This is a genomic window from Lysobacter tyrosinilyticus, assembly GCF_054779815.1.
In genome coordinates this window covers 186,003-209,035 of record NZ_BAAGXN010000001.1, presented here as the reverse complement: position 1 = coordinate 209,035, position 23,033 = coordinate 186,003, and the positions used below count along the sequence as shown (strand labels likewise).

The following is a 23,033-nucleotide window of genomic DNA, read 5'->3' as shown; positions in this document are numbered from 1 at the left end:
GTTCGGCTTTCAGGGGCATCTTTTCCGCCACAAAACAAAACGCCCGGACTAGCCGGGCGTTTTTGTTCCACGTGAAACAGTGAGCGTCAGAGGCGCAGCGGCATCACCACGTGACGGCAACGCTCGTTCGAGGCCTCGCGAACCAGCGCCGAAGAGTTTGCATCGCGCAGGGCGATAACCACGTTCTCTTCCTTGAGCGAAGTCAGCGCGTCCAGGAGGTAGTTAACGTTGAAGCCCACCGCCAGATCGCCAACCCGGGTATCGGCCTCGACCTCTTCCTGGGCTTCCTCCTGCTCCGGGTTATGGGCGCTGATCTTGAGCTGACCGGGCGAGACCTCGATGCGGACGCCGCGGTACTTCTCGTTGGACAGGATCGCGGCGCGTTGCAGGGAGGCGCGCAGGACCTCGCGGTCGATCCGCACTTCCTTGTCGGCGCCGATCGGGATCACGGCCTCATAGTCCGGGAACCGGCCATCGATCAGCTTGCTGGTGAAGGTGACGTCGTCGCGCTTCACCCGCAGATGGCTGCGGCCCATCTCCAGCTCCAGCTCGCGTTCGCCACCCTCGAGCAGGCGTTGCAGCTCGGTCACGCCTTTGCGCGGCACGATGATCTGGCGCTTGGTGCTGGCGCCAGCATCCAGGCTGGCTTCGCACAAGGCGAGGCGGTGGCCGTCGGTGGCCACGCAGCGCAGCGAGGTTTCGCGCAGGTCGAAAAGCAGACCGTTGAGGTAGTAGCGCACGTCCTGCTGGGCCATGGCGAACGCGGTGCGTTCGATCAGCTCCTTCAGGCTGGCCTCGGGCACGCGCACGCGTTCGGTCGCTTCGACTTCATCGATCGAGGGGAAGTCATTGGCTGGCAGCGAGGACAGGGTGAAGCGGGAGCGACCCGCCTGCACCGTGATCTTCTCGGCCGACTGCGAAACGATCACCTTGCTGCCATCGGGCAGGGCGCGAACGATCTCGAACAGCTTGCGTGCCGGAATCGTGGTCTCGCCGTCCTGCGCGTCGTCGACGCCGATACGCGAAACCATTTCGACTTCCAGGTCTGTGCCAGTCAGCGAGAGCTGACCGCCCTTCACCTGGACCAGCAGGTTGGCGAGGACCGGCAGGGTCTGCCGACGCTCAACGACATTGACGACTTGCGCCAATGGCTTCAGGAACACTTCGCGTTGCAGGCTGAAACGCATTCGAGGACGCTCCCCAGTACCAAAACAAAAGTAGTGAATAAATCAAAAGCATAGTGATGATGGAGTCGCAAAAAACTGCGGAAAACCATCATAACTACTTGAATATAAAAGAAAAAAACAAACTGAAACTCTTGTGAAAAGTCCCGGCGAACCAGGGCACAAGCTGTGGACAACTTTACGGCGCGGCGGCCGATTGCGAGTTGTCCACAGTTTGCGCGCAGCTCGTCCTCAGTCGCCTGTGAACAAGCCTTGCTATCCACTGCTTATCCACCGGCTTTCGCGGCGCTGGAAACCACACTGGCTCGGCGCGAACGCCGCTTACCCACATCGAACGAACACGCAGATGTGAACGATACCGCGCCATGGCCATGCCGCGCAGCGGGGAATCGAAAATATTGCGGAGAAGGGACGCTCGGGCCACTAGGGCTGGCGGTATTTGGTCGCCGCGACGAGGCGTAGTCCTTCGGTTACGCCGGCGCGGAGAGGCGGGCTCGCGACGCTGTCAGACCAGGACGCTCATCTTGGCTGAAGGATGTCGCCGCAGCGGGCGGTGCGCATGTGGGCCGCGACTACCTCGCAGGAATGCCTGTCGCTGCCGCTCGATTCGTAGGGCCGCCTTGTTGGCGATGTGGGGGATGGAGGCAGGTCGACGACCGTGGCCTTGCTGCCGCGAGTTGAAGCGCCACACATGCGTCGACTGACCGCCGGCAATCCCCGCTGGCGCCTGATCGCGGAAGCGACAGGCCAATTAAGCGCGAATGTGTCCGGACACGCTCGTGGACAGCGCAGATGGCCTACGACGATCGAGCAATGTCGAAAACGCGCCCGAAGGCCGCGCCGATCCAGCAGGCACGCTCTCACGTGCCCGGGCAGGTGGTGGGATATCGCATGCGATACGGCGCGAAGGTCTTCGCGCCGCTCCGTTACTCGCTGAGCTTGCGGATCAGCTTGTCCCAGTCTTCGCGCAGCTTGCCGTCGGTGTCCATCAGCGTGCGGATCTGCCGACAGGCATGCAGCACGGTGGTGTGGTCGCGGCCGGCGAAGGCGTCGCCGATTTCCGGCAGCGAGTGTTCGGTCAGTTCCTTGGCCAGGGCCATCGCGACCTGGCGCGGACGCGCCAGCGAGCGCGTGCGGCGCTTGCTGAGCAGATCCTTGATCTGCAGGCCGTAGTAATCGGCCACGACCTTCTGGATGTTGGGAATGCCGATCGCCTGCTGCTGCGCACGCAACAGATCGCGCAATGTTTCCTGGGCGAATTCGGTGGTGATCGTGCGACCAGTGAAGTTGGCGCGTGCGGCAAGCGTGTTGAGCGCGCCTTCCAGATCGCGAACGTTGCTGCGCATCTTCTTGGCGAGCAGGAACGCGACGTCTTCGGGAATGTGCGCGCCGCGCTCGCGCGCCTTGCTCAGCACGATCTGCGCGCGCGTCTCGAAATCGGGGGGATCGATCGCCACCGACAGGCCCCAGCCAAGACGCGACTTCAGCCGCGGCTCGAGGCCATCGACTTCGCGTGGGAAACGGTCGCAGGTCAGGATGATCTGCTGCTTGCCGTCGATCAGCGCGTTGAAGGTGTGGAAGAACTCTTCCTGGGTACGGTCCTTGCCGGCGAAGAACTGGATGTCGTCGATCAACAGCGCGTCGACCTGCTGGAACTGACGCTTGAACGCGGCCATGCCATTGGTCTTGTCCTGGAGCGCCTTCATCAGCGAAGCGAGGAACTGTTCGCTGCGCAGGTACAGCACCTTGATGTTCGGATTGGCTGCGCGCATGGCGTTGCCGGCGGCGAACATTAGATGGGTCTTGCCCAGGCCGGTGCCCCCGTACAGCAGCAGCGGATTGTGTGCACGGTCGCCTGGGCGCGCGGCGGCCTGCAACGCGGCGGCGCGGCCGAGCTGGTTGCTACGGCCCTCAACGAAGTTGTCGAAGGTGTAGTGCGCGTCGAGGTTGCCTTCGAACGGTTCGGTGCGCGCCGGTTCGGCGCCACCGCGCACGGGGATCGATCCGGCCGTCGTTGCGGCAGGGGTGGGGGCACGCGGCAGCGCGCCGATTTCCAGCTGGACCTCATCGCTGCCGGCGAAGTAGCTCAGCAGCTCGCGGATACGACCGAGGTAGCGCTCGCGCACGTGCTCGACCACGAAGGCATTGGGCGCATAGAGCACCGTGACGTCGTCGCGGCGAGTCGCCTGCAGCGGCTTGAGCCAGGTATGGACGTCTTCTACCGGGTATTCGGCTTCCAGACGTTCGAGGCAGCGGGGCCAGGCTTCCATCTTGAGATCGGGGGTGACCACGCGGATGCGTATGAATAAAGCTGTTGATAACCGCCGGAAGGCGGGGAAAGCGCCGCCGCACGCGATGAGCAAAACATCGCGACGCAGACAGGGCGGGGGTGGGTCAGCCTATCACCGGCCGACCTCGCCCGCACCGGCTTGTGGATAAAATTTCGACGCGGTAAGCGCCGGCGCTTGTTTGATCGAGCCGCCGCCAGGAGCGCCCGGAAACGGATTCATTCCGGGCGCGCCGGGAATCGAGGTTGACCTGACTCGGGTTGCCTCGTAGAATCCGCGGTCTTTTCCGTCGTTTACGCCGAGCCGACCATGGCCACCAAGCGCACTTACCAGCCCAGCAACCTCAAGCGCAAGCGCGATCACGGTTTCCGTGCCCGCATGGCGACCGCCGATGGCCGCAAGATTCTTGCCCGTCGTCGCGCCAAGGGCCGCAAGCGTCTCTGCGCCTAAGCACCGTTCTTCAACGGTGAAGACGGGCTGCGCCCGGCTGGCGTCGGCTTGACCAACGCCAGCTAGCCCACGGCCGCCCTCGCCGCACCGGCGGCCGTATGAGCACTCTGACCTACCGCTTCCCGCGCCAGGCGCGGGTACGCGCGCGTGCGGATTTCGATCGCATCTTCGAACACGGCCGGCGCCAAGCCACGCCGCGACTCGCCGTGCATTGGCATCGCACCGACATCCCGGCTCGGCTTGGCCTCGCGGTTTCGCGCAAGGTCGACCCGAACGCGGTCGGTCGCAATCGCATCAAGCGTGCGCTGCGTGACATCTTCCGCCATTACCGATCGCAGCTCGCCAGCGGCGATTACGTCGTGGTCGCGCGTCCGACCGCGCGCGAGGCCACGCGCGAACAGCTCGAACGCCATTTCCTCGATCTGCTGCGTCGTCTCGGCGCGTTGCCCGTGGCTTCGTTGCCCATGACGGCAGTGCCCGGCACAATGCCGCCCGCGCCGGGCGCGCTTGCTTCCGGCGATGGTCTTGCCTCGACCGAGCCCGACCCCACCTCCCTCTGACTGCGCCGACCCCTTTGCGTCGGCCGAGCGTGCCTGCCCCATGAATCAGACCCGTCTTTTCCTGATCTTCGCCTGGCTGATGCTGGCGACCCTGCTGTGGATGGAGTGGGGCAAGGAGAAGGCGGCGCCGGCAGCCACCACGGTCCCGGCCACCGAAACCGTTGCCAGCAGCACCCCGGTGCCGTCGGCCGCGATTCCTTCGGCCGCCGGCGCAGCAGTGCCGAACGCGGCGGGCGTTCCGGCCAACGGCGCCACCGTCAGCGCGCCGGCCGCGCAGACCGTGACCGTCACGACCGACGTTCTGGATGTGGTGCTCGATGGCGGCGAACTGCGCCAGGTCGACCTGCTGAAGTATCCGAGCCTGGCCGCGGCCAACAGCGCACCGGTTCGCCTGCTCACCACTGACAGCGCCAACTACTTCGTCGCGCAGAGCGGCTGGAACAGCGCCACCGGTGCGCCGGATCACGGCGGCTTCCGTCCGGAGGCCGCGACGCACGAATACAACCTCGCCGCGGGCGATCGCGAGCTCGTCGTCCCCTTCGTGTGGACTGGCGCCAATGGCGTGACCATCCGCCGCAGCTTCGTGTTCCAGCGCGGCAGCTATGTCGTGCAGGTGCGCGATCAGGTCAGCAACGCCGGTGCGGCGCCGTGGACCGGCTACGTGTATCGCGAACTGCGCCGCGTGCCGCGCGTCATCGCCAGCAAGGGACCGATGAGCGCCGAGAAGTACAGCTTCCAGGGCGCCGCCTGGTTCGGTGACGACGGCTACGAGAAGCGCAAGTTCGACAAGTTCGGCGACGGTGCGCTTAACAAGGAGGTTACCGGCGGCTGGGTCGGCATGCTGCAGCATCATTTCTTCGCCGCATGGATTCCGCAGAAGGATCAGGGCGCGCTGTTCGGCTTGGCGCAGGACAACGGTCGCTACGCCATCGATGCCAAGGGCCCATCGTTCACCCTTGCTCCCGGCGCGCAGGCCGAAACCAGCGCACGCCTGTGGATCGGCCCGAAGCTGGTCAAGCAGATCGAAGCACAGCAGGTGAAGGGTCTCGACCGCGCGGTCGACTTCTCCTCCTATGGTTGGGCCGCCACGCTCGCCGGCTGGTTGTTCTGGGTGCTCGACAAGCTGCACGGCTTGCTCGGCAACTGGGGCTGGTCGATCGTCGGCCTGGTGGTGCTGCTCAAGACCCTGATGTATCCGCTGTCGGCAGCGCAGTACCGCTCCGCGGCCAAGATGCGCAAGTTCCAGCCGCGCATGAAGCAACTGCAGGAACGCTACGGCGACGACAAGCAGAAGCTGCAGATGGCGATGATGGAGTTGTACAAGAAGGAAAAGATCAATCCGGTCGGCGGCTGCCTGCCGATCCTGCTGCAGATGCCGGTGTTCCTGTGCCTGTACTGGATGCTGTCCGAGTCGGTCGAGCTGCGCCATGCGCCGTGGATCGGCTGGATCACCGACCTGACCGCGCGCGATCCCTACTTCATCCTGCCGGCGATCAACCTGGTCGTGATGTTCATGACGCAGAAGCTCACGCCGCCGGCGCCCGGCATGGACCCGATGCAGCAGAAGATGATGCAGTTCATGCCGCTGGTCTTCGGCGTGCTGTTCGCCTTCATGCCGGCCGGCCTGGTGCTCTACTGGATCACCAACGGTGGCCTGGGCCTGCTGCAGCAGTGGTGGAACACCAAGCGTTACGCCGAAGAGCCGGCGAAAGCCACGGCCTGAGCAGCACCGAGCTGACGCTCACACACCGAAGCCCGCCGCAAGGCGGGCTTCGCATTTGTACGACCCCTGCGCGTGCGCCAAGCGCGCCGCCTTCTGCGACGATAGACGGATGAACCAACGCGACACCATCGCCGCGATTGCTACCGCACCAGGTGCCGGTGGCGTCGGCATCGTGCGCCTGTCCGGCGCGCGCGCGCGCGCGATCGCGGAAGCCACGAGCGGTCTGCGACTGCGCCCGCGCCATGCCCATTACGCCCGCTTCGCGGATGGCGCCGGCGACATCATCGACGACGGCATCGCGCTCTACTTCCAGGCGCCGGCGAGCTATACCGGTGAAGACGTGGTGGAGTTGCAGGCGCATGGCAGTCCGGTCGTGCTTGAGCAGCTGGTGCAGCGCTGCGTTGAACTCGGCGCGCGCCGTGCGCGCCCGGGCGAATTCAGCGAGCGCGCCTTCCTCAGCGGCAAGCTGGACCTTGCCCAGGCCGAAGCGGTCGCCGACCTGATCGCCGCCGCCGACGCCAACGCCGCACGTGCCGCGCGGCGCGCACTGGATGGCGAGTTTTCGCGTCGCGTGGAAGCCTTGTCCGCCGATGTGCTCGCAATCCGCGTGCATGTCGAAGCGGCTATCGACTTCGCCGACGAACCCATCGACACGCTCGGCGGCGCGCAACTGCTCGCCCGGTTTGCCGACGCTGCACACGCCCTGGATGAATTGTTGCGTGCGGCTGAACGCGGGCGCCGCCTGCGCGATGGCCTGCACGCGGTGATCGTCGGTCCGCCCAACGCCGGAAAGAGCTCGCTGCTCAACGCGCTCGCCGGCAGCGACCGCGCGATCGTCACCGACATCGCCGGCACCACCCGCGACCTGTTGCACGAAGTCGTCCGCATCGACGGTGTCGAACTCACCTTGGTCGACACCGCGGGACTGCGCGAAGGCGGCGATGCGATCGAACGCGAAGGCATGCGGCGCGCACGTAGCGAGCTCGATCGAGCCGACCTCGCGATCATCGTGCTCGATGCGCGCGACGTCGACGCCGGCCGCGCGGCCGTGGCCGATGCTATCGCCGGCGTGCCGCAGCGGTTGTGGCTGCACAACAAGGCCGATCTGCTGCCGGGAGCCAATCCGGCCGACGATGCCGAACACCTGCATGTGTCCGCCCGTACCGGACGCGGACTGGACGTGCTGCACGCGCGCCTGCGTGCGCTTGCACAGCGCGAAGGCGTCGCCGGCGAAGGCACGTTCACGGCGCGCGCCCGCCACGTCGATGCCTTGCGTGAGGCCCAGGACGAACTCGTGCTGGCCCGGGCCCAGCTCGATGCCGAGGCGCTGGACCTCGCCGCAGAATCGCTGCGCCATGCGCACGATGCTCTCGGTGAGATCACCGGACAGGTCCGTGCAGATGACCTTTTAGGTCACATTTTTTCCAGCTTTTGCATAGGAAAGTGACACCACGTCGCAGTTCTCCCTCAGGGCCGCGACCGTCGCAAAGCTGAATCCAGCGCACGCTTGACAAAGGACGCGCAGCAGGTGTCACTTGCGCTGCGCGCACTCGATCGCCGCACTTCAGGGGACCCTAAAATCATGATGTCGAACCACTCCGAGGCCCGGTCCGTGCGCCGGCCCGCCACGCTTCCGCTCATCGCCGTCCTGGCGGTGAGCCTTGTGCTAGCCGCGTGCGGCGGCGGGGAAAAGCCCGTCGACCAGGCGGCCACCACCGCAGCCACCGCGCCGGCGCCGACGCCGGAAACCGCGGTGTCTTCCAAGGTCACCGCGATGACCGCCGACCAGCTGCGCGATGCCGCCAGCAAGGCCTATTCGGAAAACCGCCTGTACGCACCGGCCGGCGACAACGCCGTCGAGTACTACCTGGCCCTGCGCGACAAGAGTCCGGCCGATGCCGCCGTGGCCAGCGCCCTCACCGACCTGCTGCCGATGACCGTCATCGCCGTCGAGCAGAGCGTTAACCGCGACGATTTCGTCGAAGCCAAGCGCCTGTCGGCCTTGCTCGAGAAGGCCGATGCCCAGCACCCGGCGCTCGCGCGCCTCAAGGCGAGCATCGCCGCCCAGGAGGCCACGGCCGCGCAGCGTGCCCAGGCCCTGACCGCCGAGGAAGAAGCCAAGCGCCAGAAGGCGCTGGAAGAACAGCGTCTGGCCGACCAGAAGAAGCAGCAGGAAGAAGCCGCGAAGAAGCTGGCTGCCAAGGAAGCCGCCGACAAGGCTTCTTCCGACAAGGCTGCCTCGGACAAGGCCGCCGCCGACAAGGCCGCGGCGGACCGCGTCGCCGCCGAAAAGGCCGCCGCTGACCGTCGCGCCGCCGAACAGCGCACTGCTGCTGCCGCGGCGCCGAGCGCGTCCGACCTGCGTCCGATCTCGATGCCGGCACCGAAGTTCCCGGCCGAAGCATTGCGCGCCGGTACGTCCGGCTCGGTCCTGGTCGAATACACGGTCGGTACCGACGGCACCGTCACCGCCGCCCGCGTAGTCCGCTCCAAGCCGGCCCGCATCTTCGATCGCGAAGCAGTCGAAGCCGTGCGCAAGTGGCGTTTCCAGCCGGTCGCAGCACCAGTGACCACGCGTCGCGAGATCAGCTTCAACCCGCAGGGGTAAGCATCGACTGCTTGCGCGGCATGCCGCGCGTCAGTGCGAACGCCTGACGCGCTGCGCCGGCGAAAACTCGACGATGAAGGGGCCCGGCACAGCCGGGCCTTTTCTTTTTGTTGCGGCTCGTCGCGCGCACCTCGTGCAAGTCACTCAAGTTGCAGTGGTGACTACAGCATGGCGTCTAGGGCGACGCCGCATGCAGAATTGCCGCCCTCGTGCCGCTCCACGCAGGCGACTCGAGCAGCTGTTGGGCGACAGGCGTGACTTTTCATAAACATAGGGGACTGAGGTTGAAACGGAATCATTTCAAAGTGGGCGCGGTGCTTGTTTGCGTGGCCGGGTTGGCCTACGGAGCGGTCGCGATTACGAACACGGCCGTCAGTACCCGAAGCACCACGAGGACGCAGCTCACAGCGGCAAACCCCGCGAAGACCTCGACTGCACGTACGCAGACCACACCGGTCTCGCAGCCGCAAATCAGCGCAACGACGCCAGCGACACGCACCGCCGCCTGTACCGTCATTTCTAGCCTGCCGTTCACGATTACGACGTCCGGGCGCTATTGCTACGCCGCGAATCTGGTGAGCCCGATCTTCTACGGGGTGCGCATCGAGGCAAATTATGTCGAGCTCGACTGCCGTGGCTTTTCCACCACGACGAGCCTGGGCCGAACCGGAGGCACCGACGGCATTTCTGTGATCAATGGAGCGCGCTACGCGACGATTCGCAACTGCAAGGTCATCGGTTTCGATCGCGGCATCACCGCGTTCGGGGGCTCGACCTACGCACGGATCCTCAACAACCACGTCGACTCATCGATCTCGGATGGTATCGGCGCATGGGGCGACTACGCGCAGATCACCGGCAACCGCGTCAGCAACACGCATCCTGAAGACCCCAGCCAGTATGCGCAGGGAATCAGTCTGCTACCCGCTTCGCCGCAGGTCGCAGCGCGTGGCCAGGTTGTTTCGAACAACCTGGTCGTCAACACCTACGGCGGCGCGGTAGTCGCCGGCATCTATGTTTCGGGATCGACCGCTCCAGTCATCAGCGGCAACAGCATCCTCGAGCTGCGCCCCGCCACCGACGGATACTCGATCGGCCTGTGGTTGGGCAACTGGGTGCAAGGCGCGAATACAACGGCCGCACGAATCACCGGAAACCAGATCGTGTCGCGCCACGCGAATCTCATGGACGCGTACCTGCAATACGGGCAGGCCGAGCGCTGCGACAACAACATCACCATCGGCGCAGCCAGCAATCTGGCGCCAGGCAATTGCATGGCCGGCCTCGGCAATCAAGCGATCCCATGAATCCCGCGACGCGACTGGCGTGAAGTTAGTCGCGTCGATGCCAGCAAGTTCGAAGCCCCCGCCGCTTCGCGGCGGGGACAACGAATTCCCTCTGGTGGAGTACTCCACCAATTCGCTCAGGCCGAAGCGGCTTCGCGTTCCGGTTGCCTCGGCCCAACCACTCAGTAGGTAACGCAGTCACAGCGGCGCGGCAAATTCCGCCGCCAATTCCTGCCGCTATCCCGAAATCGCCAGCTGCTCCTGGTGATAGCGCCGCACCGCGGCAAACCATAACATTGCAGCAAGGCCGAAGCCCGCGGCGAGATAGATCCCCCACACCGACATCGGGATGAACTCGGCGCGGATCACCTTGAGCAGCAGCTGGTTCTGCGCGAGGAACGGCACCGCGTACTGCCACGGCTGCTCCTTGAGCGGATTCACCATCAGCATGATCGAGGGCACCATCGGCAGCAGCATCAGCCACATCATGTGGCTCTGCGCTTCCTTCATGCTCTTCGCCGTCGCGGACAGATAGGTGAGCAGCGAAGTACCGATGAACAGCATCGGCAGCAGCACCAGCAGCATCTTGCCCATCGCGAGGAAGCTCACGTCGACGGCTACGCCTGCACTGCCCGCGAACTGCGCGGTCAGCTTGAACGCGAGCAGGGTCAGCAGCAGCGACGCCACGCCCATGCTGCAGGCCGCCGCAATCTTGCCACTCACGATCGAACTACGCGCCGACGGCGTGGCCAGCAATGGCTCCAGTGACTGGCGTTCGCGCTCGCCGGCGGTCGCATCCATGATCAGGTACGCGCCGCCGAGGAACGACGTCAGGATCAGCAGATACGGCAAGAGTGCCGCGGCGAACGCGCCGCGCTTGGCTTCGGCCGAAGCGAGATCGCGGTTGCCGATGCTGAGCGGCTTGGTGATACCGGGATCGATGCCGCGTGCGAGCAGGCGCAACGTGCCGACCTGATCGCGATACGCCTCGAGGGCGGAGCGCAGTCGGGCGACCGGAATATCCGCGGCCTTGCGCGTACTGTCGGCGACGATCTCGAGCTTGGCGGCGTTGCCTTCGCGCCAGTGCGTGCCGAAGTTCGTGTCGATGCTCAGCGCGACATCGACATCCTGCCGCGCGATCGCCGCATCGAGATCCTGCGGCGGCGCGACCGCTTTGATCCCTCGCGTGGCCAGGAACGCGACCAGATTCGGTGCGCGTTCGGCGCCGATCACCGGCACCTCAAGCACCTTTTCCAGTTCGGTCTTCTGACGGTTCTCGCCCAGCTTGCCGACGCCGAGCATCAACACCGGATACAGCAGCGGACCCAGCAGCAGTGCCAGCGCCATCGTGCGACGGTCGCGGGAAATGTCGCGCAACTCCTTGCGCATCACCGCGAACAACGTGGACAGGAAGCCGGTCTTCGTAGCGGACGTGGTCATGCGTGCAGGCCCTCCTCCGAGCCGATGGCTTTGACGAAGGCGTCTTCAAGATTCGGCTCGCCAAACTTCGCGCGCAGCTCGTCGGCGGTGCCGGAGGCCACGACCTGGCCTTTGGCGATGATCACGATGCGGTCACACAGCGCCGCGACCTCCTGCATGATGTGGCTGGAGAAGATCACGCAGCGGCCTTCGGCTTTCAGTTGCTGCAGGAAGCCACGCATCGCGCGCGTGGTCATCACGTCGAGACCGTTGGTGGGCTCGTCGAGGATCACGTTCTTCGGATCGTGCACGAGTGCGCGCGCGATCGCGGTCTTGGTGCGCTGGCCTTGCGAGAACCCCTCGGTCTGCCGATCGAGGATGTCCCCCATGTCGAGCGCCTTGGCCAGCACGTCGGTGCGCCGCGCGATCTCCGCGGCGCTCATGCCGTGCAGTTCGCCGAAGTAACTGATGTTCTCACGCGCGGTCAGGCGCTTGTACACGCCGCGTGCATCGGGCAACACGCCCAAGGCGCGACGCACCGCTTCCGGGTCGCGTGCGGCGTCAACGCCGTCGACGTCGATATGCCCCTTCTCCGGCTGCATCAGGGTGTAAAGCATGCGCAGCGTGGTGGTCTTGCCGGCGCCGTTGGGGCCGAGCAGGCCGGTGATCTCGCCGTCGCGCGCGGTGAAGCTGACGCCGTCGACGGCCTTCACCACGCCCGAGCGGGTCTTGAAACTCTTGTGCAAGTCGTTTGCATTGATCATATGTGCGATTTCCTGGCGAGCGCGCGGCTCACGGTTCCCAACCGTTGAACGAAGTGAACGGCGGCACGTAGTTGAGGCTGTCGAGACATTTGGCATCGAGCGCCTTGGCGTCCGCGGTCTCGAAGAAGCGGCCGAGCAGCTTGGGCATGCAGCCCACGGCCATGCCGCCGTGGCCCTGGCCGCGCAGCACCATGTGGCGTCCGTGCGACAGCGTCTTCACCACTTCATCGCCGTACACCGGTGGCGTTACCGGATCGAGTTCGCCGGAGATCACCAGTACCGGCAGGTCGGTCTTCAGTGGCTGGATGAAGTCGGCCGCGACCTGGCCGCGCGGCCACTGCTTGCAGGCCGCGAAGAACATGCGCGCCATGTCCGGACCGAGCACGGTACCTGCATCGGCCGGATCGGGCTGGTAGCGCGGCGCGTCTTCGGCGCAGATCACCGACCACTGCATGCCGCGGTTGAGCTGGTCGCTGACCTGGTTACTCCAGAACTTCGCGATCGCCATCAGCGATTCGTAGCGTCCCTGTTCGGCTTCACTCACCACCAGCGGCAGCAGCGAGGACAATAGCGGCACGTAAGACACGCCGTGGGCGAGTCCGACCAGCGTGTCGGCGTTCAGCGTGTCCTGCTTGAGCTCGTGGGTGTCCGGATCGCGATAACTCACTGCGACCGGTGCGACGGCCAGGCGCGCTTTCAACGTTTTCAACCGCGCGGTCAGATCGTGCCCACCGCCGTCGAAGCGCGCCTTGCAGGCCGGAACCTTTGCACACTGCGCATCCTGCTTGCGCAGCGCTTCTTCCAGCTGCTTGGCGAATTCGCCACCGACCACCAGCCGGTTCGGCGCGACACCGTCGAGCACGATGCTGCGCACATGCTGCGGGTAATGCATCGCATACTGCTGTGCGCTGCGGGTGCCGTAGGAACCGCCGATCAGATTGATCTTGTCGGCACCGAGCGCGGCGCGCACCGCGTCGAAATCGGCGATGGCATCGCCGGTGGTGTAGAAGCGCGGATCCGCGCGACCCTGTAGCGACTTCAGGCACTGCGCGACGTAAGCGTCGAGCTTGGCCTCATCGAGCTCTGCGGTTTCGTCGAACTTGAGCGGCTGGCCCTGTGGGTCGCGGCAATCCAGCGGATTGGAGTGGCCGGTGCCGCGCTGGTCGATCAGCACGATGTCGCGCTGCTTGCGCGCCTGGTCGAGGCCCTGATCGACCGCGGCGGCGACCTGCGTCGCGGCCTGGCCGGGACCGCCGGCGAGGAAGAAGATCGGATCCGGTGTGCCGCCATTCTTGTTGTCGGCCGGCAGCCACGCGATGTTGAGCGCGATCTTGCGGCCCTCGGGATGTGCGCGATCCTCCGGCACGGGGAACGTGGCGCATTGCGCTTCCAGCGGGGCGAAGCCCTGCTCGCTGGTGAGCACACAGGGCTTGAACGTAATGCGGCCGAACTGGCGCGCAGCCGTACTTGCGCTGGCCTTGCCGGCAGACGGCTTGGCCGGCGCCGCATCGTCGTGCGACGCATGCAACTGGCGGTAGCCGAGCACGGCCAACGCCGTGACGGCCAGGGCAATTCGAAACTTGGTGCGGGACATCGTGCGGGTTCCCTCTCAGTGCGATGTGGCTGGAAACAACGGAACTAGGATTCTTCCGGCAGGAAGATGGATTCGATCGATTGCCCGAACAGGCGCGCGATCTTGAAAGCGAGCGGCAGACTCGGGTCGTACTTGCCGGTCTCCAGTGCGTTGATGGTCTGACGCGAGACGTCGAGCCGCTGGGCGAGTTCGCCCTGCGACCAACCTTCGCCTTCGCGCATTTCGCGCAGGCGATTGTTCATGTGTAGCGCCGCGCGATGACGATCCGAATGAAGCCGTAGCAGACGCACAATGCCGGGAAGACCCCGAGCATCGCCGCCGCCGCGTCCGTCGTGATGAGTTTTGCGCCTTGCAGGGAGCCCGCGGCCATGTAGCCGATGCCAACCAGGCCCGCGGCGAGGCTGACCGATTCCAGCTCGATGCGGCGCTGCATCTCGTCGGAGTCGCGCACGTAGCGCGCGAGTGCGCGGATCACGAGCGCCATGAGCAGCACCGGCAGCAACGCGACCAGTGCGCGCAGCCAGGACGCATCGACAGCGGCAAGCACGCGCTTCCAACCCAGCATCACCACGACGTAGGCGAGCATTGGCGGGCCGAACTCGCGGTAGTAGCGCCGCGTCAACGCGGGCGTCGCCATGTCGCGAATATTGCCTGGGGAAAACCAGAGCATGGCCGAGGCCAACAGCACGCCGGCCGTAACCCCAAGTCCCGTACGAATTACTCGCGGGTGGATGGGCCAGCCCAGCCAGGTAGTGCCGGCGGCCAGGCCCCACAGCAGCAGGCAGACACAAAACAGGGCAATAGCGGCGAGTTTGCAGCTGCCCGCGGTGCGCAATATCGGCAGACGGCGAAGGAGCGTGGCGTGCGGCATGGAAGGCCTGTCAAGGTAGCTTGACAGGCACCATAGGTCCGCGCTCGTGGCGTGTCAAGCGTGCTTTACAGGGCGCGCGCCCAAGGCGCGCAGGTCCTATCGACCGGCCGCAGCAGTGCCTACTTGCTGCTGACGTACTTCTCGCGCCGGATCTGCGGCACCGGCAGGCCATAGCCCTTCAGCGTCTCGAAGCAGGCATCGACCATGTTCGGGTTGCCACACAGGTAAGCGATGTCGTGCGCCGCATCCGGCGCGAATTCGGCCAGGAACTGCTGCACGTAGCCGTGACGCACGTCAGCGTGCGCCTGCGGCGAATCGGCGGCGGGCAGTTCGCGCGACAGGCAGGGGATGAAGCGGAAGTTGTCCGGATGCTTGTCGGCGAAGGCGCGGAATTCGTCGCCGTACAGCAGCTCCACCGGCGTGCGCGCGCCAAACAGCAGCACCACCTGTACGCCGCGCTGGCGGATCAGCGTCTCCAGCTGCGGCAGCATCGCGCGGTACGGGGTCACGCCGGTGCCGGTCGCGATCAGCAGGTAGCGGCGGTTGGAATCGGCCGGCATCAGGCAGAAGCGCCCGAACGGACCGCTGGCATCGATCGCGTCGCCTTCGTTCAGGCCCTCAAACAGCGCAGTCGCCGCGCCGCCGGTGACGTAGCTCACCGCAATCTCCACGGCTTCACCCGCGCCCAGCGCGTGATCGTGGATCGTCGCCAGCGAATACGAACGCTTGGTCGCCGTGCCGTCGGCGTAGTTGAAGTGCACCTGGATGAACTGGCCGGGGATGTAATCCAGCGGCTGATCGTCGCTGCGCACGAAGGTGTAGTGGCCGACGGTGGGCGCCAGCATGCGGCGCGAGACGAGCTTGAGCGGGAAATGCTGGATGGCCACGGTCTGGGGATCTGCCTTGAATGGAACACAGCGTGGCGAAGGCCTCGCCACCGGGCCGCCTATACTACCGGGATCGCCGCGCGGCTCGCGCGCAAGGCAGAAAACAGGCCTTTTCCCATGACTGCAAACCCAGCGGCTCCGGTCGCTTCCGCGCTCTCCGTCCGCGACCTGCGCAAGACCTACGACAACAAGGTGGAAGCGCTCAAGGGCGTCTCGCTGGAAGTGCGCGAAGGCGACTTCTTCGCCCTACTGGGTCCCAACGGCGCGGGCAAGTCGACCCTGATCGGCATCGTCAGCTCGCTGGTGAATCTGACATCCGGTTCCGTATCGATCTTCGGTACCGACCTGCTCAAGCACCGCGACGAAGCGATGCGCCTGATCGGCCTGGTGCCGCAGGAACTCAACTTCAACATGTTCGAGAAGCCGCTCGACATCCTGTGCAACTACGCCGGCTTCTTCGGCGTGCCGCGCGAGGAAGCGCTCAAGCGTGCCGAAGAAGAACTGCGCCGCGCGCAGTTGTGGGAGAAGGCGCAGATGATGAGCCGCACGCTGTCGGGCGGCATGAAGCGCCGGTTGATGATCGCCCGCGCGATGATGACGCGGCCCAAGCTGCTGATCCTCGACGAACCTACCGCCGGTGTCGACATCGAGATCCGCCGCGGCATGTGGAAAACGTTGAAGGAAATCAACGCGGCGGGCACCACCATCATCCTCACCACGCACTATCTTGAGGAAGCCGAGAGTCTGTGCCGCAACCTCGCGATCATCGACAAGGGGCGGATCGTCGAACAGGGACCGATGAAGGCGCTGCTGGCCAAGCTCGACGTGGAAGGCTTCCTGTTCGACATCGATGGCACGCTGCCACCGACGCTGCCGGCGATCGCCGGCACCACCATGGTTGCCGCCGATGACCACACCCTCGACGTCGAGATGCCGCGCGCGATGGATCTCAACCGCGTGTTCGATGCATTGAACGAATCCGGCATCCGTGTGCGGTCGATGCGTACCAAGAGCAACCGCCTGGAAGAACTGTTCGTGCGCCTGACCAGCGAGAACCTGGACAAGGCCCCGCCCGTCAACGGCGTGCAGGTGCAGCCGGAGCAGTCGGCATGAGCACCGCGATCGAAAGCGAAGTCGGCAAAGGCACGGACAAGAATGCGATGAGCGAAACCACCGCCACCCAGCGCAACCTCACCGCCTACGGCACCATCGTGCGCCGCGAGGTCACCCGCATCCTGCGCATCTGGGGCCAGACCCTGGTGCCGCCGGCGATCACGATGACCCTGTACTTCCTGATCTTCGGCGGTCTTATCGGACGCCAGGTCCAGGCCATGGACGGGATCCGCTACATGGACTTCATCGTCCCCGGCCTGGTGATGATGAGCGTGATCCAGAACAGCTACGGCAACATTTCTTCGTCGTTCTTCGGCGCCAAGTTCGGGCGCCACGTCGAGGAATTGTTGGTCAGCCCGATGCCGAACTGGGTGATCCTCGGCGGCTACGTCACCGGCGCGGTGCTGCGCGGCCTGCTGGTTGGCGCGATCGTGCTGGCGATCTCGATGCTGTTCACCCGTGTAAGCATGCCGCACCCGTTCATCACCCTCGCTACCGTGCTGCTCGGTGCGACCATCTTCTCGCTGGCCGGCTTCGTCAACGCGGTGTACGCGAAGAAGTTCGACGACATCGCGATCGTCCCGACCTTCATCCTCACTCCGCTGACCTATCTGGGCGGCGTCTTCTATTCGGTGAAGCTGCTGCCGACCTGGGCTGAGGCGGCGACGCATCTCAATCCGGTGTTCTACATGGTCAATGCGTTTCGCTATGGCCTGCTCGGCATCACCGACGTGTCGATGTGGACCGCGTTCGCGCTGATGCTCGCCTTCATCGTCGGCTTGAGCGCGTTGGCGCTGTGGCTGCTCAAGCGCGGCGTGGGCCTGCGCTCGTGACAAGACGGAATGGCTGAAGGCTCCTTCGCCATTCCTCCATGCGATTTCTCGCGCCAGGAAAAGTCAATTCGCGAACCGGTGTTGAAAAGCCAATTCGTGCACTTGTGAAGAAAAAGTAGTCCCGTATCAAATGCGCCGCTCCGGAGCACGCATTCTCTCGTCGGCTTTTCCCGACCGGGCCGCTTCACTCTCTCAACAAGGACTTTTCCCCGATGGCCAACCATTACAAGCCGCTGCGCCGCAGCCGGCTGATGCTGAGCATCTTCGTCGCCTTGTCAGCACCTGCGTGGGCGCAAGACGCAACCACCACGCCGACGCAGCCTGCAGCCAAGAAGGAACAAGCAGCCACCGCGACCGACAAGGACGCCACCACCCTTGATACGGTCATGGTGACCGCGTCGCGCATTCCGCGCGCGGGCTTCGACACGCTTGAACCGGCCACCGTCCTCAGCGGCGAGCAGATCCGCGCGCGCGGCCTGACCAACGTCGCCGATGCGCTCAACGAGACCGTCGGCTTCGGCCCGGCGCAAACCCCCGAGGGCGGCCAGGCGAACTTCGCCACCGGCGTGAACTTCGTCAACCGCTTCGGTCTGGACAGCAACCGCACCCTGACCCTGGTCAACGGCCGTCGCGTGGTCACCTCGCGCGCCCTGACCAACTTCGGCGCTTCGGCCGGTCTGCAGGTGGACCTCAATGCGATCCCTACCCAGCTGGTCGACCGCGTCGAGAACGTGACCATCGGCGGTGCGCCGACCTACGGCTCCGACGCGATTGCCGGCGTGGTCAACATCGTCCTCAAGGACCACTACGAAGGCGCTGAAGTCAACGTCAACTACGGCATCAGCGACCGCGGCGACAACGAGACGCTGGGTTACAGCTTCATCGCCGGCTCGAATTTCGGTCCGGAGCAGCGCGGCAACCTCGTGCTGAGCGGCAACTTCGGCCAGGTCGACGGCCTGTTGCGCTCGGACCGCGAGGACTTCGCCAACGCGTACGCATTTGCGACCAACCCCAACGCGGCGCAGATCGCCAATCCCGCCAGTGGCCAGTCGACGCGCAATCCGACCACCGACGGCCGCATCAACACCAACGTGCCGTTCAACACCAGCCCCACCGACGGCATCCCCGGGCTGGTGCTGATCCAGGACGCGCATACTTTCACCACGACCTATGGCGGTCTTGTGTTGCCGACGTCGGGTTCGATCAACAACTCGCAGGGCGGTGCGCTAGTCGGCCTGGGCCCGAGCCGGAACACCTATCTCCAGTTCGATCCCAACGGCAACCTCGTGTCGTACAACCCGGGCGTGAACTTCGGCACCAACACCGCTGTGGGTGGTGATGGCCTGTTCACCGCGCCGTACGTGGCGCTGCTGCAGAACCAGGAGCGCTACTCGGTCAACCTTACCGGCCAGTACGACCTGACCGATCGCGTGCGCCTGTTCTGGGAAGGCACCAACTACCATTCCGAGAACACCTCGCCGGCCACGGCCACCTTCAGCAACGCCACCACCGGTACGCGCCTGAACAGCGCTTTGCTGGTGCGCGCGGATCACCCGCTGCTGAACGCGCAGGCGCGCGCCGCGCTCGCGGCTGCGGGTATCAGTGGAACGAATACGTTCCGCATGAACCGCACGTTCAAGAACATGGGCCTGACGCCGGAGCAGACCGAGGGCGAGATCAATCGCTGGGTCGTGGGCGCCAAGGGTGACTTCGACCTGGGCAGCCGAACGTTCGGTTGGGAAGTCTCCGCCAATTACGGCCGCATGCACGCGGTCAATTCGCAGACCGCGCTGAACCACCAGAACTTCATCAACGCGATCAACAACTGCCAGACCGCCGTTCCCTACGTGACGCTCGCAGGCTTCCCGGCCGGCTCCGGCCGTACCGCGGATCCGGCGTGCGTGGCAGTGAGACCGTTCGGTGAGGGCGAGATCTCGCAGGCGGCTAAGGATTACATCACCGACTACCAGGCCACCGATTTCCTGCAGGAACAGCAGGTCTACAGCGCCTTCATCCACGGCGATGTCGCCGACCTGTGGGCGGGCCCGCTCGCGGTGGCCGCCGGTTACGAATACCGCCAGGAAGAAGGCGGTTTCTCGCCCAACGACTTCACCCGTCGCGGCCTGGGTCGCTCCGTCGCCATCCCCGGCCTGCACGGCAAGTTCCACACCAACGAGTACTACGGTGAAGTGCTGTTGCCGCTGGCCTCGCCCGACAACGACATCCCCGGCCTGCACAGCCTCAACGTGACTGGCAAGTTCCGTCACGTGAACAACAGCGTCAACGGTGGCTTCAACGCCTACACCTACGGCCTGCAATGGGAACCGATCGAAGGCTTGCTGTTCCGCGGCAACAAGACCCGTTCGCTGCGCGCGCCGGTCATCACCGAACTGTTCCTGCCGCCGGTGGAGCTGTTCCAGACCGCCTCGGATCCGTGCGCCACGGCCAACGTCAGCAGCGGTCCAAACCCGACCGTGCGGCAGCGCAACTGCAACGCGTTCTATGCCGCGTATGGCCTGAACCCGGCCAGCTTCCAGCAGGGTAGCGGCACCGTGCGTGGCGCGCGTCAAGGCGAACCGGAGCTGCGCAACGAATCCGCCGACTCGTGGACCGCGGGCGTGGTGTGGCAGCCGGAATTCGTGCATGGCCTGCGCGTGGCGGTGGACTACAACAAGATCAAGCTCACCGACCAGATCTTCGCGCAGAGCGTGAACGACGTGCTGTCGGCGTGCTATGACAACCCGGACTTCAACGCCGCCGACGTCAACAACGCCAATGCCTTCTGCTCGGTCATCCGTCGTCAGCCGGGTCCGCTGGGCAGCAATCCGCAGGCCGGCCAGTTCGACATCGTCCAGGTGCGCTATCGCAATGGCGACTTCATCAAGTTCGGTGCATGGACCGGTGAAGTCAGCTACCGCCTCAACGCCGGTGCCGTCGGCGACTTCACCTTCGACCTCAATGGACAGGTGCTCAAGCACTTCGAGAGCTCGACGACCGGCGTGACGGTCGATCGCTCGGTGGGCGAGGTCGGCACGTCCAAGCGCCAGTACGCGCTCACCGCGGGCTGGAACAAGGGTCACTGGGGCGTGAACGCAGGTACACGCTATCTGAGCAGCGCCGAGTTCGACCTGGACAACAATGCCGACACGCAGGACATTCTGCGTCTGCCAAGCTACTACCTGGTCAATGCCGGCGCGAGCTACACGTTCGGTCCGGAGGACAACGGCATCGTCCGCTTCAACGTCACCAACCTCACCGACAAGGCGCCGCCACTGGGCAGCACCCCGGGCGAGCTGGGTATCGGCACCTACGACATCCTCGGTCGCCGCTATGTACTGAGCTACACCTGGCGTTTCAAGTAATCGCAGCTACTCAGAGCAACAGCAGAACAGGCCGGCTTAAGCCGGCCTGTTTCTTTTGCGGAGGCGCACGCGGTTACATGTGCAATCTGCTGCGTGGCGGTGAGGTCCACCGCTTCGCTGCGATCGCGTCGGCCTGCGCAGCTGATACGCGAGCAGTCTGCGCTTGCAGGCGCTGCCGCCGGCTTGCGAGACTGACGCCTCGGGCGTGGGGACGCCCAACTGCAGGAAACACGATGAAACTGAAATGGATGCTGCTCGGCCTGCTGGCCGTTGCAATGGGCGCGCACGCGCAGGAAAGCCAGTCGCCGGAAGACGCCGCACGCGCGATCGTCGCCGGCTTCCAATGGCGTGATGGCGAGGTCGCCGTCGACGAAGCCAAGGCGCGGTTCAAGCTCAATGACAACTTCCGTTACCTCGGCGCCGCCGACGCGCGCAAGGTGCTGGAACAGCTGTGGGGCAATCCGCCCGACGACAGCGTGCTCGGCATGATCGTGCCCAAGGGCCGCGGCGTGCTTGACGACAGCGGCTGGGCGGTGGTGGTGACGTATTCCGACGAAGGCTACGTTTCCGACGAGGACGCGGCCAAGATCGATTACGCCGAAATGCTCAAGGAGCTGCAGGAAGCCGACAAGGAAAGCAACGCCGCGCGCAAGGAAGCCGGCTATAGCGCCATTCAGCTGGTCGGCTGGGCCGAACCGCCGCATTACGACGCCGTCAGCAAGAAGCTGTACTGGGCCAAGGAGCTGCAGAGCGAAGGTGCCGAACATCGCACCGTCAATTACGACATCCGCGTGCTCGGTCGTCGCGGCTTTGTCAGCCTCAACGCCGTGGCACGCATGAACGAGCTGGCGGAAGTGAAGACGGGCATGCAGCAGCTGCTGCCAATGGTCGAGTTCGATGCCGGTTCGCGCTACGCCGATTACGACAAGAGCTCCGACAAGGTCGCGGCCTACGGCATCGCCGCGCTGATCGCCGGTGGCATCGCGGCGAAGGCGGGTCTGTTCGCCAAGCTCGGCGTACTGCTGCTGGGCCTGAAGAAGGCGCTGATTCCGCTGGTGATGCTGGTGGGCGCGTTCTTCAAGAAGATCTTCGGCTTCTTCAGCCGCAAGAAGGACAACACCGGCGTAGTGAGCTGACGCCGCAGAGCGTGTGATGTGTGCAACGGCCCGCTTGCTGCGGGCCGTCGTCGTTTCTGCGCCAGCGCTACGGCAGCGCGACCGTGGGCACCGGCAGCCGGAAGAACTCGCGCGCCGTCGCGGTCGTATGCGCGGCGGCGACGTCCACCGCCTCGCCGCGGTCGCGCGCCAGTTCCTCGACGATGTGCGCGAGGTAGAAGGGCTCGTTGCGGCGATGTGAGGGTGCCGGCTTCACTGTGCGCGGCAACAGATACGGCGCGTCGGTTTCGATCATCAGCCGGTTGGCGGGAATATGCGGAACCAGTTCGCGCAGGTGCTGGCCGCGGCGTTCGTCGCACAGCCAGCCGGTGATGCCGATGTGCCAGTCCTGGTCGAGGTAATCGAACAGCTCCTGGCGCGTGCCGGTGAAGCAATGCACCACCGCCGGGCCGAGCCGGCCGTCGAAGTTCTTCATCATCGCCATGAAGTCGGCGTGGGCGTCGCGCTGGTGCAGGAACAGTGGCTTCTTCGTCTCCGCGGCGATCTGCAACTGCAGTTCGAACGCGCGCCGCTGCGACGGACGCGGTGAGAAGTCGCGGAAGTAGTCGAGCCCGCATTCGCCCACCGCGACGACTTCGGCGTGGGTGTGCAGCTCGCGCATCTCGGCGTCGCACTCGGTGGTGTATTCGCTGGCGTGGTGCGGATGCACACCGGCGGTGGCGAACAGTTCGCCCGGATGCTGTTTGGCCAGCTTCAGCGCGAGCGGCGAATGTTCGCGACTGGCTCCGGTAATCACCATCTGGACCACGCCGGCATCGCGTGCGCGCTGCAGTACCGCGTTGCGGTCGTGGTCGAAGGAGTCGTGGGTCAAATTGGCGCCGATATCAATCAGTTGCATAAGTCATAGAGTTATTTCGCCACGCTGGTAAAGTGCCCGGCGCGCTGCGGCGCGTTGGAGTGTACTGACGCGTGACGG

The 23,033-nt window shown here is 65.1% G+C and carries 19 protein-coding genes; 10 read left to right on the top strand and 9 right to left on the bottom strand.

Annotated elements, in window-relative coordinates; genetic code table 11:
* Positions 1-86: 86 nt before the first annotated feature.
* Positions 87-1,187, bottom strand: a complete 1,101-nt coding sequence (dnaN, locus tag ACYVGK_RS00905; RefSeq protein ID WP_460731343.1) for a DNA polymerase III subunit beta — start codon at positions 1,185-1,187, stop codon at positions 87-89.
* Positions 1,188-2,110: 923 nt separating this feature from the next.
* Positions 2,111-3,454, bottom strand: a complete 1,344-nt coding sequence (gene dnaA / locus ACYVGK_RS00900; RefSeq protein ID WP_460731342.1) for a chromosomal replication initiator protein DnaA — start codon at positions 3,452-3,454, stop codon at positions 2,111-2,113.
* 327 nt (positions 3,455-3,781) lie between these two features.
* On the opposite strand from dnaA, the gene rpmH reads away from it, so the two are divergent.
* The 6 genes from rpmH to ACYVGK_RS00870 all read left to right on the top strand — a co-directional run bounded on the left by rpmH (position 3,782) and on the right by ACYVGK_RS00870 (position 10,120).
* Positions 3,782-3,922, top strand: a complete 141-nt coding sequence (rpmH, locus tag ACYVGK_RS00895) for a 50S ribosomal protein L34 (RefSeq protein WP_031374044.1) — start codon at positions 3,782-3,784, stop codon at positions 3,920-3,922.
* A 98-nt stretch (positions 3,923-4,020) separates the two neighbouring features.
* Complete coding sequence (gene rnpA, locus ACYVGK_RS00890) at positions 4,021-4,482, top strand: ribonuclease P protein component (protein ID WP_460731341.1); 462 nt, start codon at positions 4,021-4,023, stop codon at positions 4,480-4,482.
* Between the two features lie 40 nt (positions 4,483-4,522).
* Complete coding sequence (gene yidC, locus ACYVGK_RS00885; RefSeq protein ID WP_460731340.1) at positions 4,523-6,205, top strand: membrane protein insertase YidC; 1,683 nt, start codon at positions 4,523-4,525, stop codon at positions 6,203-6,205.
* Between the two features lie 109 nt (positions 6,206-6,314).
* Positions 6,315-7,652 (top strand): tRNA uridine-5-carboxymethylaminomethyl(34) synthesis GTPase MnmE, encoded by a 1,338-nt coding sequence (gene mnmE, locus ACYVGK_RS00880; RefSeq protein ID WP_460731339.1) that lies wholly within the window; start codon positions 6,315-6,317, stop codon positions 7,650-7,652.
* 138 nt (positions 7,653-7,790) lie between these two features.
* A complete protein-coding gene (locus ACYVGK_RS00875; protein ID WP_460731338.1) occupies positions 7,791-8,813 on the top strand; it encodes an energy transducer TonB in 1,023 nt (340 codons plus the stop codon).
* A 209-nt stretch (positions 8,814-9,022) separates the two neighbouring features.
* Complete coding sequence (locus ACYVGK_RS00870; protein ID WP_460731337.1) at positions 9,023-10,120, top strand: right-handed parallel beta-helix repeat-containing protein; 1,098 nt, start codon at positions 9,023-9,025, stop codon at positions 10,118-10,120.
* Positions 10,121-10,336: 216 nt separating this feature from the next.
* On the opposite strand, the gene ACYVGK_RS00865 is transcribed toward ACYVGK_RS00870, so the two are convergent.
* The 6 genes from ACYVGK_RS00865 to ACYVGK_RS00840 all read right to left on the bottom strand — a co-directional run bounded on the left by ACYVGK_RS00865 (position 10,337) and on the right by ACYVGK_RS00840 (position 15,634).
* Positions 10,337-11,539, bottom strand: a complete 1,203-nt coding sequence (locus tag ACYVGK_RS00865; protein WP_460731336.1) for an ABC transporter permease — start codon at positions 11,537-11,539, stop codon at positions 10,337-10,339.
* A complete protein-coding gene (locus ACYVGK_RS00860) occupies positions 11,536-12,282 on the bottom strand; it encodes an ABC transporter ATP-binding protein (RefSeq protein WP_460731335.1) in 747 nt (248 codons plus the stop codon). Before ACYVGK_RS00860 ends, ACYVGK_RS00865 begins: the two co-directional genes overlap by 4 nt.
* A 28-nt stretch (positions 12,283-12,310) precedes the next feature.
* Entirely contained in the window at positions 12,311-13,876 is a 1,566-nt protein-coding gene (locus ACYVGK_RS00855) for an alpha/beta hydrolase (protein WP_460731334.1), read from the bottom strand.
* A 44-nt stretch (positions 13,877-13,920) separates the two neighbouring features.
* A complete protein-coding gene (locus tag ACYVGK_RS00850; RefSeq protein ID WP_460731333.1) occupies positions 13,921-14,118 on the bottom strand; it encodes a helix-turn-helix transcriptional regulator in 198 nt (65 codons plus the stop codon).
* Positions 14,115-14,747 carry a hypothetical protein gene (locus ACYVGK_RS00845; RefSeq protein ID WP_460731332.1) on the bottom strand — a complete coding sequence of 211 codons (633 nt, stop codon included), beginning with the start codon at positions 14,745-14,747 and terminating at the stop codon, positions 14,115-14,117. The genes ACYVGK_RS00850 and ACYVGK_RS00845 overlap by 4 nt, the downstream gene beginning before the upstream one ends.
* 119 nt (positions 14,748-14,866) lie before the next feature.
* The gene (locus ACYVGK_RS00840; RefSeq protein ID WP_460731331.1) at positions 14,867-15,634 is read right to left on the bottom strand and encodes a ferredoxin--NADP reductase; all 768 of its coding nucleotides are present in this window, start codon (positions 15,632-15,634) and stop codon (positions 14,867-14,869) included.
* A gap of 117 nt (positions 15,635-15,751) precedes the next feature.
* On the opposite strand from ACYVGK_RS00840, the gene ACYVGK_RS00835 reads away from it, so the two are divergent.
* The 4 genes from ACYVGK_RS00835 to ACYVGK_RS00820 all read left to right on the top strand — a co-directional run bounded on the left by ACYVGK_RS00835 (position 15,752) and on the right by ACYVGK_RS00820 (position 22,078).
* On the top strand, positions 15,752-16,747 hold the full coding sequence (locus ACYVGK_RS00835; protein WP_460731330.1) for an ABC transporter ATP-binding protein: 996 nt from the start codon (positions 15,752-15,754) through the stop codon (positions 16,745-16,747).
* Between the two features lie 47 nt (positions 16,748-16,794).
* On the top strand, positions 16,795-17,580 hold the full coding sequence (locus ACYVGK_RS00830; protein WP_460732411.1) for an ABC transporter permease: 786 nt from the start codon (positions 16,795-16,797) through the stop codon (positions 17,578-17,580).
* A gap of 212 nt (positions 17,581-17,792) precedes the next feature.
* On the top strand, positions 17,793-20,942 hold the full coding sequence (locus ACYVGK_RS00825; protein WP_460731329.1) for a TonB-dependent receptor plug domain-containing protein: 3,150 nt from the start codon (positions 17,793-17,795) through the stop codon (positions 20,940-20,942).
* A gap of 233 nt (positions 20,943-21,175) precedes the next feature.
* Positions 21,176-22,078 (top strand): DUF2167 domain-containing protein, encoded by a 903-nt coding sequence (locus tag ACYVGK_RS00820; protein ID WP_460731328.1) that lies wholly within the window; start codon positions 21,176-21,178, stop codon positions 22,076-22,078.
* A 67-nt stretch (positions 22,079-22,145) separates the two neighbouring features.
* Here the strand turns inward: ACYVGK_RS00820 and ACYVGK_RS00815 are convergent, their stop codons facing one another.
* Positions 22,146-22,955: a TatD family hydrolase gene (locus tag ACYVGK_RS00815; RefSeq protein ID WP_460731327.1), complete on the bottom strand. Its 810-nt coding sequence runs from the start codon at positions 22,953-22,955 to the stop codon at positions 22,146-22,148.
* Positions 22,956-23,033: the final 78 nt, after the last annotated feature.

Bases quoted from the DNA above. Each gene is read 5' to 3' on its own strand.
- dnaN (WP_460731343.1), bottom strand. From the start codon at position 1,187: ATGCGTTTCAGCCTGCAACGCGAAGTGTTCCTGAAGCCATTGGCGCAA.
- dnaA (WP_460731342.1), bottom strand. From the start codon at position 3,454: ATGGAAGCCTGGCCCCGCTGCCTCGAACGTCTGGAAGCCGAATACCCG.
- rpmH (WP_031374044.1), top strand. From the start codon at position 3,782: ATGGCCACCAAGCGCACTTACCAGCCCAGCAACCTCAAGCGCAAGCGC.
- rnpA (WP_460731341.1), top strand. From the start codon at position 4,021: ATGAGCACTCTGACCTACCGCTTCCCGCGCCAGGCGCGGGTACGCGCG.
- yidC (WP_460731340.1), top strand. From the start codon at position 4,523: ATGAATCAGACCCGTCTTTTCCTGATCTTCGCCTGGCTGATGCTGGCG.
- mnmE (WP_460731339.1), top strand. From the start codon at position 6,315: ATGAACCAACGCGACACCATCGCCGCGATTGCTACCGCACCAGGTGCC.
- ACYVGK_RS00875 (WP_460731338.1), top strand. From the start codon at position 7,791: ATGTCGAACCACTCCGAGGCCCGGTCCGTGCGCCGGCCCGCCACGCTT.
- ACYVGK_RS00865 (WP_460731336.1), bottom strand. From the start codon at position 11,539: ATGACCACGTCCGCTACGAAGACCGGCTTCCTGTCCACGTTGTTCGCG.
- ACYVGK_RS00860 (WP_460731335.1), bottom strand. From the start codon at position 12,282: ATGATCAATGCAAACGACTTGCACAAGAGTTTCAAGACCCGCTCGGGC.
- ACYVGK_RS00855 (WP_460731334.1), bottom strand. From the start codon at position 13,876: ATGTCCCGCACCAAGTTTCGAATTGCCCTGGCCGTCACGGCGTTGGCC.
- ACYVGK_RS00850 (WP_460731333.1), bottom strand. From the start codon at position 14,118: ATGAACAATCGCCTGCGCGAAATGCGCGAAGGCGAAGGTTGGTCGCAG.
- ACYVGK_RS00845 (WP_460731332.1), bottom strand. From the start codon at position 14,747: ATGCCGCACGCCACGCTCCTTCGCCGTCTGCCGATATTGCGCACCGCG.
- ACYVGK_RS00835 (WP_460731330.1), top strand. From the start codon at position 15,752: ATGACTGCAAACCCAGCGGCTCCGGTCGCTTCCGCGCTCTCCGTCCGC.
- ACYVGK_RS00830 (WP_460732411.1), top strand. From the start codon at position 16,795: ATGAGCGAAACCACCGCCACCCAGCGCAACCTCACCGCCTACGGCACC.
- ACYVGK_RS00825 (WP_460731329.1), top strand. From the start codon at position 17,793: ATGGCCAACCATTACAAGCCGCTGCGCCGCAGCCGGCTGATGCTGAGC.
- ACYVGK_RS00820 (WP_460731328.1), top strand. From the start codon at position 21,176: ATGAAACTGAAATGGATGCTGCTCGGCCTGCTGGCCGTTGCAATGGGC.
- ACYVGK_RS00815 (WP_460731327.1), bottom strand. From the start codon at position 22,955: ATGCAACTGATTGATATCGGCGCCAATTTGACCCACGACTCCTTCGAC.